This window comes from Methylocella sp., assembly GCF_044226135.1.
In the GTDB taxonomy this organism is placed as follows: domain Bacteria; phylum Pseudomonadota; class Alphaproteobacteria; order Rhizobiales; family Beijerinckiaceae; genus Methylocapsa.
Genome location: NZ_JBGAHM010000023.1, coordinates 10,733 through 28,963, shown reverse-complemented (window position 1 = coordinate 28,963; position 18,231 = coordinate 10,733). Strand labels below are relative to the sequence as shown.

Sequence of the window (18,231 nt, the reverse complement as noted above, 5' to 3'; positions counted from 1 at the left end):
CTGATGGCGCGGGCGACGCGGCCCCGGAACAGAGAAGGCGGCCGACGACGCATGTTCGCAGGGGATTTCTGGACGTCAGACTGGCTGTGGAGCCTGCCGCTGATTCTGGCGACGGTGCTGTTTCATGTCATCGGCTTCGGCGCGTTCAACACGCGGCTTCCGAAGCTGCTCGGCCTCGCGGCGACGTTTCGCCGCGACATCGCGCGCTTCACGCTCGTGGCGGGCGCGGCCACGCTGGTCGTGACGGTCCTGCATGGGCTTGAGGCGCTGGTCTGGGCGTTCGCCTATCGCGGCCTCGACGCCTTGCCGACCATGCGCCGGGCGATGCTCTATTCGCTCAACGCCATGACCACCTATGGCCACGCCGACGACGTGCTGCCGGAGCGCTGGCGCCTCATGGGCGCGCTCGAAGCGCTGAACGGCGTCATTCTGGTCGGCCTCACGACGGCCTTTCTTTACGGCGTCATCGCCGATCTCTGGTCGGAGGAGCGCCGGCGGCGCTCAAGGAGCGCCGAGCTTCCCGTCGTCGGCAGACCCAGCGACTGAGGCGCGCAGACCGGGGCGCGCAGGCTGGGGTGCGTAGGCTGGCGCGCGCAAGCGAAGGCGCGGCTGCGCCCGCCCTGTCGATCATACAGGTTCAATCCGGCGCGGCGATGCTTTAAGCCAGAAGCTGCGGCAAGCGCGGCGCACGCCGTCGCAGCCGCAAGATCCAACGGCCAGGACCCGCGCATGAGTGAAAGAGACGTCGATCATCTCCTGCTGGGCGGCGGGCCGGCGGCGGCGACCGCGGCCGAAACCCTTCGGCTCGAAGGGGCGTCCAGCTCGATTTTGATGGTTTCGGCGGACGACCGTCCGCCCTATTTCCGCCCGACGCTCTCAAAGCAGCTGCTTTCGGGAGCGTTTTCGGCCGACAAGATCCTGCTTCATCCTGAAAGCTTTTACGCCGAGCAGAAGATCGAGCTCGCGCTCCGCACGCAAATCGTGGCGCTCGACCCCGCCCGCCGCGCGGCGCGCACGGCCGCGGGCGACGAGATCGGCTACAAATCCCTGCTCATCGCCACAGGCGCGCGGCCGGTCCGGCTCGACCTGCCGGGCGCCGACAGGCCGAACGTCCATCATCTGCGCACGGCCGCCGACTGCGAGGCGGCGCGCCGCCAGATCGAGGCCGGCGCGAAAAGCGCCGTCGTCGTCGGCGGCAGCTTCCTCGCCAGCGAGATCGCCATGACGCTCGTCGAGCTCGGGCTTTCGGTCACGATCGTCGAGCGGCGCAAACGCATCCTGAAGCAGCTCGAGGCGCCCGACGTGTCGGCGTTCATCGAGCGCCACATGGAGGCGCGCGGCGTCCGCCTGATTTGCGACGAGACCGTGACGCGGCTTGTCGGCGCCGACCGGATCGAGGCGGTCGAGACGAGCGGCGGGCGCAGCCTGCCCTGCGATCTCGTGATGGTCGCCATCGGCGTCGTCCCGGAGACCGGGTTTCTCAAGGGTTCGGGCCTCGACCTCGACGACGGCCTCGTCATCGTCGACGATCAGCTTCGCGCCAGCGCCCCCGGGGTCTATGCGGCGGGCGACGTGACGAGCTTCGCGGACCCGGTGTTCGCGCGGCGGCGGCACATCGAGCATTGGGACAACGCCGTGCGGCAGGGCCGGCTCGCGGCGCGCAACATGCTCGGGCGGCGGCTGCGCTACGACGAGGTTTCCTATTTCTTCTGCGACGTCGGCGACATCAGCTTCAACATGCTCGGCGCGCCTGAGGAGGCGAACGAAAAGATCGCGCGCGGCTCTCTCGACGACAAGTCGTTCGCGCTCTTTTATCTCAAGGACGATGTGCCGCGCGCGCTGTTCACCTCGGGGCGCCCGGCCCAGGAGACCCGCGACGTCGAGGCGATGATCCGCTATCGCATCAATCTCGCCGAGGTGAAGCCGAAGCTCCCCGACCCCGCGTTCGCCCTCGACTCGCTCCCGAACCAGACCGTGCTGGTGCTGCAGGGCGGCGGCGCGCTCGGCGCGTTCGAATGCGGCGTGGTCAAGGCGCTCGAGGAAGAAAAGATCTTCCCCGACGTCGTCGCGGGCATTTCGATCGGGGCGCTCAACGGCGCGATCGTCGCCGGCAATCCGCGCCACGCCACGCAGGCGCTCGAAGCCTTCTGGTCCGACCTCGCCGTCAGCCAGCCGTTCGGCGTGTCGGACGCGACGGCCCGCGCCGTCGCCTCGATGCAGACCCTCGCCTTCGGCCTGCCGAATTTCTTCAAGCCGCGCTGGCTGCCCGGCCTCTTCGAGACGCCGACCCCGCCGACCAACTGGACGAGCTTTTACGACGTCGCGCCGATGCGCGCGCTGATCGCCCGCTACGTCGATTTCTCGAAGCTGAGCGTGAGCCCGGTGCGTCTCCTCATCGGCGCGGTCAACGTCAAGACGGCGCAGCTCGAAGTCTTCGACAGCTATGTCGACGCGCTGACGCCCGACCATGTGCTGGCGAGCGGAAGCCTGCCGCCGGGCTTTCCCTGGACGATGATCGACGGCGAGGCCTATTGGGACGGCGGCGTCGTCTCGAATTCGCCGCTCGACCTTGTGAACGACCGCTGCGGGCCGGACGGCAAGCGCGTCTTCGTCGTCGATCTCTTCGCCGAAGAGAAGCCGCTGCCGGCCAATATGGTCGAGGTGATGACGCGGCGCGACGAGATCGTCTACTCCGAACGCGTGCGCAGCGACATCAGGACGCGCGAGCTCGTCGGCGCCTATCGCGCGCTCGTCAAGGGCATGCTCGACGCCGTCGATCCGGCCACGCGCGAAAAGATCGTGCACCGTCCGCTCTACATCCAGCTGATGGGCGACGGCGGCGCGACCACGGTCACGCGCTTCGTGCGCAAGGGGCGGTCCGGCGAGCCGTCCTCGCGCGACTACGATTTTTCGGAAAGCTCGATCCGCTTCGCCGAGGCAACAGGGCGCTGCGCATATCGTCGGTCGAGCGCTGGCGCCGGCCAACGCTTCCCAGCGCGAAGGGGGGACAGCGGCGGACCGGGAACGTCTTACGCGCGCGCCTTCAGTGCGTTCAGCAAGGACGAGCTCAACGCGCCCTTCAACGCCGAAGACCTGTCCTACGACTGACCGTTGCGCCGGCTCCCGGCGGATCGTCCCGATCCGCCGGAGCCCGGGCCTGCGCGACCGCTCCGCTCAGGCCCTGACGCGCGTCTTCTGCGGATCGAAATGCGGGAAAGCGACGACCTCCGCGCGCAGACGCTTCTGCTGTCCGTCGAGTTTGCCGATCTCAACCGCCGCGCCGGACGTCGGCGCAGGACACGTCGAGCCGCGCGAGCGCGATCGTCTTGCCGAGAATCGGCGAGCGTCGCGCTCGTCGCCACGCCGATCTGCGCGCGGCCGACATGCACGCCGTCGCCATGCCCGACATACTCGGCGCTGTCGATTTCGAGGCCGACAAGCTTGCATGCGGGATTTTCGCGCCGCCGCCTGAGCGCCTCGGAGCCGACATAAGGGTCGCTCTTGTCCTTTGGAACGGCGAAGCCGATGCCGGCTTCAAAAGGATCCGTCTGGTCGCAGAACTCGTAGCCCGCGAAGGCGAGGCCGGCCTCGATCCGCAGCATGTCGAGCGCCTTGAGCCCGAGCGGCGCGAGGCGATACGGCGCGCCGGCGGCCATGATCGCGTCCCAGATCTCGGGCGCGCGGTCCGATGGCACCACACCTCATAGCCGAGCTCGCCCGTATAGCCGGTGCGCGAAAACGACGACGCGGAACGCGGCGAGGTTCCGGTCGTGGAAACGGAACCATATTTGAGTTCGGCGAGCGTCACAGCCGGCGGCGCGACCATGATCGGGCGCCAGAATGTCACGCGCGCGCGGGCCCTGCACGGCGAGATTATGCAACTGGTCGGTCGAGGTCTGACCCACGACGTGGAAGCTGCGCGCGGCGGCGAGATTGCGCAAATGCACGCCGCAATAATCGTCGCCGCACACCCAACGGAAATTGCGCTCGCCGAGGCGGAACACGGTGCCGTCGTCGATCATGCCGCCATGCTCGTGGCACATCGCCGTATAGACCACCTGGCCGACGGCGAGCTTCTTCATGTCGCGCGTGACGGCGAGCTGCATCAGCGCCTCGGCGTCGGGCCCGATCACCTCGAACTTGCGCAGCGCGGAGAGATCCATGATCGCAGCGCGCTCGCGGCAGGCCCAATATTCGGCGATCGGCCCCTCGGCCGAATAGCTGTCGGCGAGCCAGAATCCGCGATAGTCGACGAAGGCGCGGGTGAGCGCGCTGGCGCGGGGATGAAACCCGCTTTCGCGCGTCAGGCGCGGTTCGGCGTCATGCGTCATGCGATGGGCGCTCCCCTTGGAGAAATTTTCAGACGCGTCATAGACCCGGACATGAATGTCCGTCGGGCTCCAGCCGTTCGCCGGATCGATGTCGTCGGCGCAGGACGACGTCGCGCAGACGAGGTCGGTCAGCGCGCGCAGCAGCACATAATCGCCGGGGCGCGACCACGGCTCGTCGAAGCCGATGGAGCCGTCCGCGTTGACGAAGGTGTTGTAGAAGAAATTGATCGCGGGCCAGCCCGCCCTCGGCCTGACGCCGAACGGCGCGAGCGCAGCGTTGAAATTGACCGTGCAATTGTCATGGCCCGGATAGCCCATGTCGTCGTAGTATTTCGTGTTGCAGGCAAGCATGAAGGCGTCATGCCGGCCGACCGTGTCGCGCACGATCTCGACGAGCGGCGTCAGGCGGTCGTCGAAATATTTCGAATGAAGCCCCGGCCCGGGCGAGACCGCGCCCATGAGCGTGCGCGTGACGGTCGGATCGAGCCCGCGCTCCTCGCCCTCGGCGAGGGCCGCCGCGTCGAAGGCGAGAAGATCCGAGCATTGCCGCCAGTCGACGTCGATGATCTGGATATAGTCGCCCGCCTTGACGCGATAGGCGCGCGCGGTCGACGCCTCAACGCGCAGATCGAGCTTCGGCGTTGCGAGCGGCGCGGGCGCGACGCCGCGCGCAGGCCCGGCGCTCGCGATCTCGACGGCGAGATCGGTCGGCGGCGTCTGCGCCTGCGGCTCCATCGGCGGGCCGACCGGCGCGCGGCGAGGGTCGCGCCCGGCCTCGAACGTCGCCTCGGCGCCGGCCTGCGCGTCGGCGCCGAAAGCGCGAAATCCCGCGATCGTCGCCGCGTCCGCGCCGCGCGCGACAAGCGCGGCGAGCGCGCACGCCGCCTCCCCGGCCACTTCGGCGAGGTCGACGCGGCTCAGGTCGCCTGCGTCGAGCCCGCCGCCGGCGGCGAGCAGCAGGCCGGGCTGGCGGCCTTCGGGGTCGACGATCCGGCAGCGGTCGCCGGCTTCAAGCTCGAACACGAGCGGCGCGCCGCCGCGCGCGACGAGCCGCGTCCTGCGAACGGACGAAGGTTCGCGCATTGCGTCCATCTGGCGGTCTCCATGACGTTTCGGGCCGCGCGTCGATCCTGCGCGCGGCTCCGGGGTCAAAGGCGTCCGACGCCTATTCGGCGGCGGCGCTCTCCGGCTGGTCGAGGAAGGCTTCGAGCGAATCGTCGAGCGCCGCCATCCACACCGTGTGGTGCGGCGGCGCCATCGTGCCGGTGATCGTCGAGCGATAGGAACGGTCGCGATAGGTGAGGATGCCCTCCGCCTTGTGGCGCTCCCACTCCTTGAACAGCCTGGCGACGGCGTCGACGTCGAGATGCGGATAGTCGGTCTGCGACAGGAGATCGCGCATGTAGTCGGTCTGGAAGTCGATCATCTGCTCGGCGTCCTCGAGCGCCGCGTTGCGCTCGACCCAGGCCTCGCTGTCCGCGCGCATCGCGGCGCGGTCCGGCAGGCCGACGCGGCCGAGCACGACGTCGCGCGCATGCCAGGCCTGCGCGTCGAACATGTTGAAGGTGTAGAACTGGTCCTGCGCGCCGACATACATCAGCTTCGGGTTGTCGATCCAGAAAATGCCCTTGTAGAGATCCGGCGGATAGAGGCTTGTGCGGGTTTCGAGCCGAAGCGCGTCCGGCAGGAAGGGATAGTGGTTGAGATAGCCGGTGCAGAAGACGATCGCGTCGACGTCGTCGACCGAGCTGCCGTCAATGAAATGGCAGGCGCGCCCGACGACCCTGGTCAGCAGCGGCTTCTCTTCGAAACCTTCGGGCCATTTGAAGCCCATCGGCTTCGAACGATAGCTGAAGGTGATGCGCTTCGCGCCATATTTGTGGCATTGCGTCGCGATGTCCTCGGCCGAATAGCTCGATCCGATCAGCAGCACATGCTTGCCGGCGAATTCGTCGGCGCAGCGGAAGTCATGCGCATGCAGCACGCGGCCGAGGAATTTCTCGACGCCTTCGAAGACGGGGACGTTGGGCGTCGAGAAATGCCCGTTGCAGACGAAGACATAGTCGAATTTCTCGACGATCCGCTTCTTGCCGACGAGATCGTTGACCGTCACGTCAAAGCTGTCAGCGGCCGCGTCATAGTCGACGTCGCGGACCGCGTGGTTGAACTTGCAGAACTTGCGCACGCCGGACCGCTCGACGCGGCCGGCGATATAGTCATGCAGCACCGCGCGCGGCGGATAGGACGGGATCGGGCGCCCGAAATGCTCCTCGAACGAGTAGTCGGCGAACTCCAGGCATTCCTTCGGGCCGTTGGACCACAGGTAGCGATACATCGAGCCGTGCACCGGCTCGCCGAATTCGTCGAGGCCCGTCCGCCATGTGTAGTTCCACAGTCCGCCCCAGTTGGACTGTTTCTCGTAGCACACCATCTCCGGAACCTCGGCGCCCTTCTGGCGCGCGGACTCGAAGGCGCGGAGCACCGCGAGGCCGCTCGGCCCGGCGCCGATGACGGCGATACGTTTGGTCATGACATTGTCTCCGTTGGTCTCGCGCAGCGCGCGACGTCGAAATTGTCCGCTTCTCAGGCGCGCTCATCGAGCGGATGCGTGCGCAGGCGCATCGGGTCATAGAAGGGCGTGCGCGCGACATGGGCCCTGAAGCTTCCGGCCCCGGAGCGCGCCTCGAGCTGCGTGCCGACCGCCTTGAGGCCCGGCTCGACATGCGCCAGCGCCAGCGACTTCATGAGATGGCGGCTGTAGGTCGTGCTGTTGATCACGCCGACCTCGCGGCCGTCCTTGTAGAGCCTCGCGCCGGGCTCGACCGCTTCGGCCGCGTCGATTTCGAGCCCGACCTGCGCAAAGCGCTCCCTGCCCTTCTTCGCGACGAGCGCCGCCTTGCCGCAAAAATCGGGTTTCGTGAGATCGACGGTCCAGCCGGCGTTGACCTCCCAGGGCGTCACGTCGCCCTCCGGCATGTCGAAGGGAAAGAACAGAAGCGCGCCTTCGACGCGGACGATGTCGAGGCAGGCCCAGGACGCGGGAACGGCGCCGAACGGCGCGCCCGCCTCGAGGATCTTGTCCCACAGGAACGGCGCGTCGGCCGCGGCGCAGAAGACCTCATAGCCGCGCTCGGCCGAATAGCCGCCGCGCGCGATCGAAACGTCCCGGCCGAACAGGCGCGTGCGCAGATGCTGGAAGTATCTGAGCCCGCCGAGCTCCGCCTCCGCGTGCGGATTGAGGATGTCGAGCGCGAGCGGCCCCTGCAGCGACAAAATATGGACGTCGTCGTCCTTGGCCCAGCGCGCGTCGCGCCCTTTGAAGAAGCCGTCGACGACCTCCTCAAGACGGCCGCCGCCGTGCGAAAGGCGGAACGTCGTCGGGCCGTCCCGGTAGACGAGGACGTCGTCGACGAGCGCGCCGTTCTCGTCGACGATGTTCGAGATCGCCGACTGCCCCGGCGCGAGCCTGTCGACGTCGGAGGTCAGCATGTGGTTCAGGACCTTGACCGAATCCGGCCCCGACACGTCGATGATCCGAAGCCCGGACACGTCGAACAGCCCGGCCTTCGAGCGTACGATCGTCGTCTCCTCATAAGGGTCGGTCGAATAGTTCTGCGGAATCGGCATGCCGTTCCATTCGGAGTCGAGCGCCGATCCGAGCGCCCTGTGCCGGGCGGCGAGCGCGCATTCGCGCGTGAAGATGTCCCTGGTCATTTATGGTCCTCATGAGCTTGTCGTGCGGGCGGGCCGGGCCGTTCGCCGCCCGCACGCGGACGGCGTCGAAATTCGGCCGAATGGATCTTTGTCGGGTCGCGCGTCAGTCTGGATGGAATCCGGGCGAGGTCGGCGCGCCGTCGTCATGGCGCGCCAGCCAATCGACCGTCGCGTCGCGGTAGCGCGTCAGCCCCTTGTAGTCGACGAGCTGCGGCGGCAGGTCGCGCAACACCCTGTGGAGCCGCCGGCCCCATTTGGGGATCGTGACGAGCTCCTTCATGCTGATGAGATAGGCGCGGATCGAGAACAGGATCGCGTTGGAGCGCGGCAGCCGCCACATCGCCTGCAGCTCGACGCGCAAATGAACCTTGTCGCCGACGTTTTCGGGCGTGACCGTCGTGCGGTCGATCCCCCACTTGTGGTAATTCTCGGGCGAGGTGTCGAGGCGCGGGTTGACCGTCATCGTCCAGTTGAAGCGGCGCACCGGCCGGCCCTGCTGCAGGTTCAAGAGAAACTTGAGCGCGCGGTCGAACACGCCGAGGTCATGGGCGAGCGGCACCGGCCCGTGCCATTCCATGAAGTTCATGCCGATGTCGAAATCGAGCGACCAGTCGGCCTGGGTGGTGACGATTCCGGCGTCCATCCACAGATTGTCGTCGCGCTGGTCGAGGATGGCGAAATCGCCCTGGCACTGGCGCGTGACATATTCCATGGGCGGACAGGGCAGCGTCGTCGCGTCGCCGAAGGCGAAGGTCTGCTCGATCCCGAGCGGGCGGTTGACCCAGCGCCAGCGGCCGCCGTCCTTCTCGAGCGAGAAATGCTCGGGATAATGCTTCGACATCGACTCCATCAGGAGTTCGAGGAGATCCCATTGCGCCGTCATCATGTGCGGCAGCGCCTGGCAGCGCAGCGGATCCTCCTTCAGCACCAGCGCGCGGTCGCGCATCTCGGAGACATAATGCTCGTCGACGTCGATCGGGAATTCGACCGCCGATTTCTCGGGCCCCGGCATGTGCTGTTCGATGTTGACCGAATACATGTACTTGTCCCTGTCGAACGGAAACGGAAAGCGGCGGATCGCCTCCGGGCTGTTCGAGAAGGTGAAGTCGTCTCGGAAGGTCTCCGATTTGAAAGCGAGGCCCATCGGCGTGCTCCTTTCCTTCGGTCTAGAGGTCGAGCGTGAGTTCGCGGCCTTTCAGCCGCGAGACGCAGATCATGATTTTCCCGCCGCCGGCGCGCTCCTCGCCGGTGAGATAATGGTCGGCGTGCGCAAGCTCGCCGTCATGGCACAGGACGCCGACCTCGCACTGGCCGCAGGCGCCGCCGCGGCAGAGATAGGGCGCGTCGACGCCGGCTTCCTCGATCGCCTCGAGCAGGCTCTGGTCGGCGCGCACCTGCGTCGTGATTCCGGCGCGCGCGAGCCGGACGCGGAACGGCTGTCCGCCGCCAGGCGCCAGGAACCGCTCGGCATGCAGGCTTTCCTTCGGCCAGCCCGCGGCGCGGCCGGCCTCGAGCGCGGCGTCGATCAGCCGTTCGGGGCCGCAGACATAAAGATGCGTTCCGAGCGGCTGGCCCGTCAGCAGCGCGTCGAACGCCAGCCGTTCGCCGAGGGCGCCGCGGTAGACATGCAGCCTGTCGCCATGCGAGCGGCGCATCTCGTCGACGAAGGCGGCGCTCGCCTCGTCGCGCATCGCGTAGTGGATTTCATAATTGCGCCCTTCGCGCTTCGCCTCCTCGGCCATGGCGTAGATCGGCGTCGCCCCGACGCCGCCGGCGACGAGCAGATGCTTGCGGCCCGTGCGCACGAGCGCGAACAGGTTGATCGGCATGGTGATGACGAGCTCGTCGCCGACGCTCACATGGTCATGCAGATGCTTCGAGCCGCCGCGCGACTGCGGCGAACGCAGCACGCCGATGCTGTAGCTCGATCCGTCCGGCGCGCGCGCGACGAGCGAATAGGGATTGCGGATGCGCCGCCCGCCCGCGTCGATCGTGACGACCACATGCGCGCCGGCCGAAAACGGCGGCAGCGGCGCGCCGGAGCGCGCGGCGAGCCGGAACAGCTTGACGCCCTGGGCCGCGTCCTCGACGCCGGCCACGCGGACGGGAATCTCGACGCCGCCGCTCATTTGAAAAGCTCCTCGGCGGGAGGGACGACTCCGGGCGTTTCGGCGTCGATCGACACGCCCTGGAAGGCCGCGAGGCGGCGCGAGTAATGATCGCGCACCAGAAGCGGCACGCCGCAATGGACGCAGACGACGGGCGAGACGGTCACGTTCTCGATGATCCCCTTGCAATGGACGCACTGGACGCGACGCGCCAGAGAGCCGCGTCGCTCGGCGACGACGGAGCCGGGACTGACGCCGAACGCCGCGCCCGCCGCCGTCGCCTGGCCGATGAAATCCTCGGCGCCCGCCGCATAAAGGCGCGTGCCCATGACGGCGTCGCCGAGCAGGACGTTGAGCCTGACGAGCAGCGTCTGCGTCGAAGGCATGACATAGAATGTGTCCGCGCCGAGCGCCGCCAGCGTCGCGGCGCGGTCGCGCCCGGCGGAGCCGCCCGGCGCATAAAGCAGCGTCATGCGCGCGAGCGCCCGCGGCGCGGCGCCGAAGGCTTCGACGACCGCAAGGGCGCCTTCGCCTTCGGCGGCGACAAGATGTCGGCGCGCCGTCTCGTCGATCTTCAGTCCGGCGTAGACCGGCCGGCTCTTGATGTCGGAAACAGGCATCGTTCGGTCTCTCCAATGGCGTGGCGGGCGACGTCAGCCGAGGGTGAACACGGCGTTCGAGATCAGCGCCACGGCGAGCCCGCCGACGAGCGCGAGGTAGGGCAGAAGGCCCGCCTTGCCGGGGATCGGCCTTTCGCCGCCGACCTGGATGTCCTCGAGCATCCGCGCCGGGAACTTGCCCTTGTCCTGAACGTAGTGGCGGAAGAAGAACACCGGGATGATCATCGCCGCGGCGATGAAGCCCGCCCACAGCGCCATCGGATGCAGCACCTTGGCTCCGGCGCCCATGAACATGGCGTTGACGAAGGCGAAGATCGCGCCGATCGCGATGATCGCCGTCGGCGCCTTGTAGGGCCGCGGGATGTGGCCGTTGTCGATGCGGTGGATCCATCCGGAATTGAGGTTGAGGAAGTTGAAGATGATGTAGCCGCAGTTGGAGACGGCCAGGATGAAGAAATAGGAGGTCGAGTCGGCGCAGGCGACGGCGAGCAGCAGCAGGTTGACGACGAGATCGGTCCACATCGCCTTGGTCGGCGCGCCATGTTCGTTCACATGGGAGAGATAGCGCGGCAGCCAGCCGTCGACCGACCCCTGGTAGAGCGTGCGCGAGGAGCCGGCCATGGCCGTCATGATGCACAGGAGAAGCGCGAGGATCATGAGCATGACCAGCGCGTTCTCGATGATCGGGCCGCCGCCGACCATATGGGCGAGCGCGGCGGCGACGCCGGAGCCGTCGACGATCGGCGTTTCGAGCATGCCGGCGAGGCCGAGCTCGCTCTGGAAGGTGAAGGGCACGATGACGAAGAAGGCGATGCAGAGCAGGCCCGAGAAGAAGATCGCCTTGAAGGTGTCGGTCTTCGGCTCCTTGAATTCGGAGGTGTAGCAGATCGCCGTCTCGAAGCCGTAGGTCGACCAGGCGGCGATGAACATGCCGCCGAACACGAGCGTCATGCCGGAAAAGCTCCAGGCGCCGTGCTCGGGCTTGTAGGCTTCGGCGAGCGGGACGAGCGGCGCGAAATTCTCCCAGTTGACGCCGTGGCGCAGCAGCGGCGCGACGCCGACGACGGCGAGCGGGATGATCACCACGAGGCCGATATATTTCTGCACCCTGGCCGTGCCGAGGATGCCGCGATGCTGGATCGCGAACGTCACGAGCATCAGGACGACGCCGATGAAGAAGGCGCCGTTCAGCGAGAACGACACCGGGCCGAGCGAGCCCGACAGCATCGTCCAGGCGCGCAGCGCCGAATTGGGGTCGGGCGAGATCGCGTTGAGAATGTAGGCCGCCGAGATCGAGCAGCCGAGCGACAGCACCGGCGACCAGGCGATCCAGTTGCACCACACAGACAGCGGCGCGACGGGCTTGGCGTAGCGCACCCAGGCGGCCGCGCCATAGATCGAGGCGCCGCCCGACTTGTTGGGAAACAGCCCGGCGATTTCGGCGTAGGTGAAGGACTGCAGGAACCCCATCGTCATGGACAGGGCCCAGACGGCGAAGGCCAGCGTGCCCGTGACGCCGCCGATGCCCCCGATGGTGAACAGCACCAGCGGCGGAACCCCGCTCGCCACCCAGAAGGCGCCCGTCCATGAAATGCTGCGATGAAGCTGGCGGCTCTCGACGCCCGCCTCGGCTGCTGTGGTTGCGATCGTCATGTCTGCTTTCCGATGAGAAGGACGCCCCGGTCCGACGCGTCGCCCTTTCGGCGCGAGACGAAGCGTCGATTCAAAGCCGCCCGTTCAGGCTCTCCGGTCGCCCGCGACGCGCCCGCGCCACGGGACCGGCCTCGCACAACCTATAAAGGCAGAAACAAAATTTCCTCATAATAAATATTATGCAACCGGCAAATTGGGCGCCCAACTATACGGCATCACGATGCACAAATATGCCTCGCCAGAATTCAAGACGTCGCATATCATTCTTCGCCGTCATAGACGCCGAATGACGATTTTACCCCGAGATATGTTTATCATTTCGGATTTATGATTGAGACGCGACTTGGCCACGCCGAAGTTTATCTTCGGACGCCGAAAGTTCGTCGCATGCAGGTGCGTTTCCTCGTTTTTTTTACTGATTTTCAAAATAATTGACGCGCTTTTGCGCAGGCGCAATGATGACAAATGGCACCATGCAGGAACGGTCAGCGGCGGCGCCGTCGCGTCCCCTCGCCGTTCCTGGCGCCGGCGGCGCGTGGCCGGCGAGCAGCACGCCCGCGCCGCTTTCGCCCGGAACCGCCGCATTGAGCGCAAACCCGTCCGCCTCGCGACCGACGCCGCGCCGCATCGGCGATCCGCGCTGGCGCCTGCGCGCGGCGCAGGCCGCGCGCTCGATCGGCACCGAATATTTCCTCGGCGCCTTCATCGACCTGCTCGAAGCGAGCGTGCGCAGCGACGCCGTCTGGGTCATCCGCTATTCCGGCGACGCTGCGCCGGACGTCGTCTTCACCCGCAACGTCCCGGCCCGGGCCGAAAGGGTCTACGCCGAGCAATGCTCGGGGCTCGACCCCTTTTCGATGCGGTGGCGGACGACGCGGGAGGCCGGCGTCTTCACCCTCGCCGCGCTGCGCGACGCGAGCGTCGAATACAGGCGCTACACCGAGCTGTTCCTGCCCGCCGCCAATGTCGAGGACGAGCTTGGAGTCTTCTTTCCCGTCACCGCGCATAACTGCTTCGCGTTCTTCCTCGAACGCGAAACGGGCCGCTTCACGCAGGCCGAGGTCGAACGCGCAAGGCTCGTCCATCCGGCGCTCGAAGGCCTGCATCGCGCGCATCTCGGCTGGCTGTTCAACGCGCTGCGCACCTCCGACGCGCCCGAGACGACCCGCCTCATCGACCGCCCGACGCTGATCCAGGACCACGCCGGCCAGAAGGTCTACGCCAACGACGCCTGGAACGCGCTCGCCGCCGCCGACCCTTCGATCGCCGCCGCCGCGCGCGCCGGCGGCGACGACGCGGCCGGGATCGTTCTTGGCGCCCATGTCCTGAAGGCGGAGACGCTCGGCTGGGATTTTCCGCTCGCCCCGCGCGGGCGCATGTTCGTCGTCGAGCCGCGCGGCGAGGGCGAGGCGCGAGACGCCGCGCGGGACGCTGAGGCCGCGGCGGTCCTTGCGCGATTCGCCCCGCGCGAGCGCGACGTGCTCGACCTCGTCATGGAGGGCGCGAGCACCGAGCGCATCGCGCGCCGCCTCGCGATCGGCGTCGGCGCCGTCCGCAACTGCAAGACGCGGATCTACAGGAAGGCCGAGGTCGCGTCGGAAGGCGCGCTCGTCAGCCGGTTCATGCCGCTCTACGCGCCGCCGCGCCGCCGCGCCCGGCCGGACGACGGCGCGCACGGCGCGCCGGAGACCGCCGCCGCGCCCCAGTCCGCGCGCCCGCCCGCGCCAGTCGCCCCCTTCGGCGCGCAATGGTGCCGCGGCATGGGCGAGCTCGCCGCCGCAGTCGGCACCGACCTGTTCCACCGCCGGCTCGTCGGCTTTCTCGGCGCGACGATCGCCCATAGCGCAAGCTGGATCATCCGCTATTCGCGCGTCGCCTCGCCGGCGGTCATCTACACGTCGGACACGCCGCAGGAGGTGGTCGACTTCTATGTCGCGCGCTGCGCCGAACTCGACCCGTTCTCGCGGCACTGGGCGCTGCACGAGGCGCCGGGCGTGCGCACGCTCGCGGGCTTCTCGAAGCCGCAGACCGAAGGCGTCGATCCGCGCCCCTACAATCTCCTGTTCAAGGAGGCGGCGAAGATTTCCGACGAGCTCGGCGTGTTCTTCGCCACCGTCGGCCATTTCACGCTGGGCCTGTTCCTCGAACGCGAGACGGGCCTGTTCGACGAGGCCGAAATCGCCCGCGCAAAACTCGTCTTCCCGATCCTCGAAGCCTTCTTCAAGGCGCATATCGGCCGCATCTTCGACCGCCTGCGCTTCGCCGGGGAGGCGCAGGAGAGCGAGCTCGTCAGCCGCCCGACGCTGGTCCTCGACCGCTACGGCCAGGAGATCTTCGCCAACGCCTCGTGGCGCGAGGCCGCGGCGGCCGACCCCGCCGTCGGGGAAGCGGTCGCCGCCGCGCGCGACGAGCGCGCCGTCGCCCGCGGCGGGTTCACGCTGAAGATCGAGCGCTTCGACGAATATTTCCCGCTCGCGCCGTCCGGCGCGATGTTCGTGCTGACGCCGCGCGAAGCCGGCGGCGACGCGCCGCCGTCGCGCGCCGGGGCGCTTGAAAGCGTGCTGACCGCGCGTGAACGCGACATTTTCCAGCGCCTCATGTCGGGCGCCACGACGGGCTCGATCGCGCAGGCGCTGAAGCTCAGCAAGGGCACGGTCAAGAACCTGCGCCTCAGGATCTACCGCAAGGCCGGCGTCGGCTCGGAGCGGGCGCTGGTGCAGAAATATGGCGCGGCCGGACGCGTCGAGGGTTGACGCCAGAGAAATTTGCGCGCCCGGCGAATTCGCGCTTGAGGTTTCGTAACAAGACGTATAGTTTCCTGAAAAGAAATTTCATAGGAGTGACGGCGAGCCATGTGCGGCATAGTTGGACTGTTCCTGAAAGATCCCGCGCTCGAACCCGAGCTTGGCCGGCACCTCGCCGTGATGCTCGAGACGATGACGGCGCGCGGCCCCGACAGCGCGGGCTTCGCGGTTTATGGAGCGGGCGCGCCGGACCTGACCAAGATCACCCTGCGCACGCCGCGCGGCTTCGACGCCGGGCGTTTCGCGCTGCGGCTCGCGGCGGCGATCGAGGCCGAGATCGACGTCGCGCGGCGCGACACCCATGTGGTCGCGACCGTCGCGAGCGACGTCGCCGACGCGGCGCTCGCCGCCATCCGCGAGATCGCGCCCGAGGCGACGCTGAGCTCCGTCGGCGCGCATATGGAGCTCTACAAGGAAGTGGGGCTTCCGGCGGACGTCGCGCGCCGCTTCGGCCTCGCGCAGATGAGCGGCACGCATGGCGTCGGCCACACCCGCATGGCGACCGAATCCGCCGTCACCACGGCCGGCGCGCATCCGTTCTCGACCGGCAAGGACCAGTGCCTCGTCCATAACGGCTCGCTCTCGAACCACAACGGCCTGCGCCGGCGCCTGATCCGCGACGGCCTCTCCTTCGCCACCGACAATGACAGCGAAGTCGCGGCCGGCTACCTCACCTCGCGGCTCGCGCAGGGCGAGAGCCTCGGCGACGCGCTCGAGTCGGCGTTGCAGGATCTCGACGGCTTCTTCACCTTCGTGGTCGGCACGGACACGGGCTTTGGCGTGCTGCGCGACCCGATCGGCTGCAAGCACGCGGTGATGGCCGAGACCGACCAGTATGTCGCCTTCGGCACCGAATATCGCGCGCTGAGCGGCCTGCCCGGCGTCGAAAAGGCGCGCGTCTTCGAGCCCGAACCCGCCACCGTCTATTTCTGGGACCGCGCAGCATGACCAAGGAAACCTACGGCCAGATCTTCGATCTCTCCTCGGGCTCGGCGCGCGAGCTCAACCGCGCCCTGCATGCGGCGAAGGACGGCGACAACCTCGCCCCCTGGCGCGTCTTTAATTCGCGCGGCGCCCATTCGATCGCCGTCGGCGTCGACGCCGACGTGACGATCGAGATCGACGGCGACGTCGGCTACTACTGCGGCGGCATGAACAAGCGCGCGAGCATCGTCGTCAACGGCTCGGCCGGCGTCGGCCTTGGCGAGAATATGATGTCGGGCCTCATCTATGTGAGGGGCGACGCCAGCGAGGCCGCCGGCGCGACGGCGCATGGCGGCGCCGTCGTGATCGAGGGCAACGCCTCGGGCCGCTGCGGCGTCTCGATGAAAGGCGTCGACATCGTGGTCAAGGGCTCGATCGGCCATATGTCGGCCTTCATGGCCCAGGCCGGATCGCTCGTCGTCTTCGGCGACGCCGGCGAGGCGCTCGGCGACTCGATCTACGAGGCGAAGCTCTATGTCCGCGGCGGCGTCAGAAGCCTCGGCGCCGACTGCGTCGAAAAGCCGATGGACGACGTCCACCGCGCCGAGCTGCACGAGAAGCTGAAGCTCGCGGGCGCCGCCGGAGACGTCGACGTCGGCGAGTTCAGGCGCTACGGGTCGGCGCGCACGCTCTACCATTTCCACGTCGACAACGCAGGGGCCTACTGATGAACGACCACGTCAACGCGCCGCGCACGCTCCCGCGCTTCTCGGCCACGTTCGACCCGCATTCCGCGGCCGAGATCCGGCGCGCGGCGGCGACCGGCATCTACGACATCCGCGGCGGCGGCGCGAAGCGCAAGGTCCCGCATTTCGACGACCTGCTGTTCCTCGGCGCCTCGATCTCGCGCTATCCGCTCGAAGGCTATCGCGAGAAATGCGCGACCTCGGTGACGCTCGGCGCGCGTTTCGCCAAAAAGCCGATCGAGCTCAAGATTCCCGTGACCATCGCCGGCATGAGCTTCGGCTCGCTGTCGGCGCAGGCGAAGGAGGCGCTCGGCCGCGGCGCCTCCGCGGTCGGCACATCGACGACGACCGGCGACGGCGGCATGACCCCCGAGGAGCGTGGCCATTCCTCGATTCTCGTCTACCAGTACCTGCCCTCGCGCTACGGCATGAACCCCGACGATTTGCGCAAGGCCGACGCGATCGAGGTCGTGGTCGGCCAGGGCGCGAAGCCCGGCGGCGGCGGCATGCTGCTTGGCCAGAAAATTTCGCCGCGCGTCGCCAAAATGCGCACCCTGCCCGAGGGCATCGACCAGCGCTCGGCCTGCCGCCACCCCGACTGGACCGGCCCCGACGATCTTGAAATCAAGATCGAGGAGCTGCGCGAGATCACCGACTGGGAGAAGCCGATCTATGTCAAGATCGGCGCGTCGCGGCCCTATTACGACGCCGCGCTCGCGGTCAAGTCGGGCGCCGACGTCATCGTGCTCGACGGCATGCAGGGCGGCACGGCGGCGACGCAGGAAGTGTTCATCGAGCATGTCGGCATCCCGATCCTCGCCGCCATCCGCCCCGCCGTCCAGGCGCTGCAGGATCTTGGCATGCACCGCAAGGTGCAGCTCATCGTCTCGGGCGGAATCCGCAACGGCGCCGACGTCGCCAAGGCGCTGGCGCTTGGCGCCGACGCCGTCTCGATCGGCACGGCGGCGCTGATCGCGCTCGGCGACAACGACCCGCGCCTTGAGGCCGAATATCAGGCGCTCGGGACCACCGCCGGCGCTTATGACGACTGGCATGAAGGACGTGATCCGGCCGGCATCACGACGCAGGACACAGCGCTCGCGAGCCGTCTCGACCCCGTCGCCGCGGGCCGTCGCCTCGCCAATTATCTCTCGGTGCTGACGCTCGAAACGCAGACCATCGCGCGCGCCTGCGGCAAGAGCCACGTGCACAATCTCGAGCCCGAAGACCTCGTCGCCCTCACCGTCGAATCCGCGGCCATGGCCGGCGTTCCGCTCGCCGGGACGTCCTGGATTCCAGGCCTCGGGAAATGACAACGCGCGGATCGCGGC

Annotated in this window: 12 protein-coding genes and 1 pseudogene; 6 read left to right on the top strand and 7 right to left on the bottom strand. The window is 67.9% G+C overall.

Features of this window, described 5'->3' with window-relative positions; translation table 11 throughout:
* Window positions 1-51: 51 nt before the first annotated feature.
* Both ACILRB_RS10775 and ACILRB_RS10770 read left to right on the top strand, forming a co-directional pair.
* Window positions 52-546: a hypothetical protein gene (locus ACILRB_RS10775; RefSeq protein ID WP_395666295.1), complete on the top strand. Its 495-nt coding sequence runs from the start codon at window positions 52-54 to the stop codon at window positions 544-546.
* Window positions 547-729: 183 nt separating this feature from the next.
* Entirely contained in the window at window positions 730-3,108 is a 2,379-nt protein-coding gene (locus ACILRB_RS10770; protein WP_395666294.1) for an FAD-dependent oxidoreductase, read from the top strand.
* On the opposite strand, the pseudogene ACILRB_RS10765 reads toward ACILRB_RS10770, so the two are convergent.
* The 7 genes and pseudogenes from ACILRB_RS10765 to ACILRB_RS10735 all read right to left on the bottom strand — a co-directional run bounded on the left by ACILRB_RS10765 (window position 3,099) and on the right by ACILRB_RS10735 (window position 12,426).
* Window positions 3,099-5,066, bottom strand: a pseudogene (locus ACILRB_RS10765) (DUF1989 domain-containing protein). The gene ACILRB_RS10770 and the pseudogene ACILRB_RS10765 overlap by 10 nt on opposite strands.
* Window positions 5,067-5,496: 430 nt before the next feature.
* Entirely contained in the window at window positions 5,497-6,861 is a 1,365-nt protein-coding gene (locus tag ACILRB_RS10760) for an NAD(P)-binding domain-containing protein (RefSeq protein WP_395666293.1), read from the bottom strand.
* Between the two features lie 53 nt (window positions 6,862-6,914).
* A complete protein-coding gene (locus tag ACILRB_RS10755) occupies window positions 6,915-8,045 on the bottom strand; it encodes an aminomethyltransferase family protein (protein ID WP_395666292.1) in 1,131 nt (376 codons plus the stop codon).
* A 103-nt stretch (window positions 8,046-8,148) separates the two neighbouring features.
* On the bottom strand, window positions 8,149-9,189 hold the full coding sequence (locus ACILRB_RS10750) for a heme-dependent oxidative N-demethylase family protein (protein ID WP_395666291.1): 1,041 nt from the start codon (window positions 9,187-9,189) through the stop codon (window positions 8,149-8,151).
* A gap of 22 nt (window positions 9,190-9,211) precedes the next feature.
* Complete coding sequence (locus ACILRB_RS10745) at window positions 9,212-10,174, bottom strand: PDR/VanB family oxidoreductase (RefSeq protein WP_395666290.1); 963 nt, start codon at window positions 10,172-10,174, stop codon at window positions 9,212-9,214.
* Window positions 10,171-10,773 carry a dimethylamine monooxygenase subunit DmmA family protein gene (locus ACILRB_RS10740; RefSeq protein ID WP_395666289.1) on the bottom strand — a complete coding sequence of 201 codons (603 nt, stop codon included), beginning with the start codon at window positions 10,771-10,773 and terminating at the stop codon, window positions 10,171-10,173. The genes ACILRB_RS10745 and ACILRB_RS10740 overlap by 4 nt, the downstream gene beginning before the upstream one ends.
* Window positions 10,774-10,806: 33 nt before the next feature.
* Window positions 10,807-12,426 carry an APC family permease gene (locus tag ACILRB_RS10735; protein ID WP_395666288.1) on the bottom strand — a complete coding sequence of 540 codons (1,620 nt, stop codon included), beginning with the start codon at window positions 12,424-12,426 and terminating at the stop codon, window positions 10,807-10,809.
* A gap of 584 nt (window positions 12,427-13,010) precedes the next feature.
* Between ACILRB_RS10735 and ACILRB_RS10730 the strand changes: the two genes are divergently transcribed.
* The 4 genes from ACILRB_RS10730 (at window position 13,011) to ACILRB_RS10715 (ending at window position 18,213) form a co-directional block, all read left to right on the top strand.
* Complete coding sequence (locus ACILRB_RS10730; protein WP_395666287.1) at window positions 13,011-15,179, top strand: LuxR C-terminal-related transcriptional regulator; 2,169 nt, start codon at window positions 13,011-13,013, stop codon at window positions 15,177-15,179.
* A gap of 99 nt (window positions 15,180-15,278) precedes the next feature.
* Window positions 15,279-16,178, top strand: coding sequence for a glutamine amidotransferase (locus ACILRB_RS10725; protein ID WP_395666286.1), 900 nt, complete (start codon window positions 15,279-15,281; stop codon window positions 16,176-16,178).
* Window positions 16,175-16,882 carry a protein glxC gene (locus ACILRB_RS10720; protein ID WP_395666285.1) on the top strand — a complete coding sequence of 236 codons (708 nt, stop codon included), beginning with the start codon at window positions 16,175-16,177 and terminating at the stop codon, window positions 16,880-16,882. The genes ACILRB_RS10725 and ACILRB_RS10720 overlap by 4 nt, the downstream gene beginning before the upstream one ends.
* Window positions 16,882-18,213, top strand: a complete 1,332-nt coding sequence (locus tag ACILRB_RS10715) for an FMN-binding glutamate synthase family protein (protein WP_395666284.1) — start codon at window positions 16,882-16,884, stop codon at window positions 18,211-18,213. The genes ACILRB_RS10720 and ACILRB_RS10715 overlap by 1 nt, the downstream gene beginning before the upstream one ends.
* Window positions 18,214-18,231 lie beyond the last annotated feature (18 nt).

Coding starts and splice junctions, on each gene's coding strand:
- ACILRB_RS10745 (WP_395666290.1), bottom strand. CDS start 10,174: ATGAGCGGCGGCGTCGAGATTCCCGTCCGCGTGGCCGGCGTCGAGGAC.
- ACILRB_RS10720 (WP_395666285.1), top strand. CDS start 16,175: ATGACCAAGGAAACCTACGGCCAGATCTTCGATCTCTCCTCGGGCTCG.
- ACILRB_RS10750 (WP_395666291.1), bottom strand. CDS start 9,189: ATGGGCCTCGCTTTCAAATCGGAGACCTTCCGAGACGACTTCACCTTC.
- ACILRB_RS10735 (WP_395666288.1), bottom strand. CDS start 12,426: ATGACGATCGCAACCACAGCAGCCGAGGCGGGCGTCGAGAGCCGCCAG.
- ACILRB_RS10755 (WP_395666292.1), bottom strand. CDS start 8,045: ATGACCAGGGACATCTTCACGCGCGAATGCGCGCTCGCCGCCCGGCAC.
- ACILRB_RS10770 (WP_395666294.1), top strand. CDS start 730: ATGAGTGAAAGAGACGTCGATCATCTCCTGCTGGGCGGCGGGCCGGCG.
- ACILRB_RS10760 (WP_395666293.1), bottom strand. CDS start 6,861: ATGACCAAACGTATCGCCGTCATCGGCGCCGGGCCGAGCGGCCTCGCG.
- ACILRB_RS10740 (WP_395666289.1), bottom strand. CDS start 10,773: ATGCCTGTTTCCGACATCAAGAGCCGGCCGGTCTACGCCGGACTGAAG.
- ACILRB_RS10715 (WP_395666284.1), top strand. CDS start 16,882: ATGAACGACCACGTCAACGCGCCGCGCACGCTCCCGCGCTTCTCGGCC.
- ACILRB_RS10775 (WP_395666295.1), top strand. CDS start 52: ATGTTCGCAGGGGATTTCTGGACGTCAGACTGGCTGTGGAGCCTGCCG.
- ACILRB_RS10725 (WP_395666286.1), top strand. CDS start 15,279: ATGTGCGGCATAGTTGGACTGTTCCTGAAAGATCCCGCGCTCGAACCC.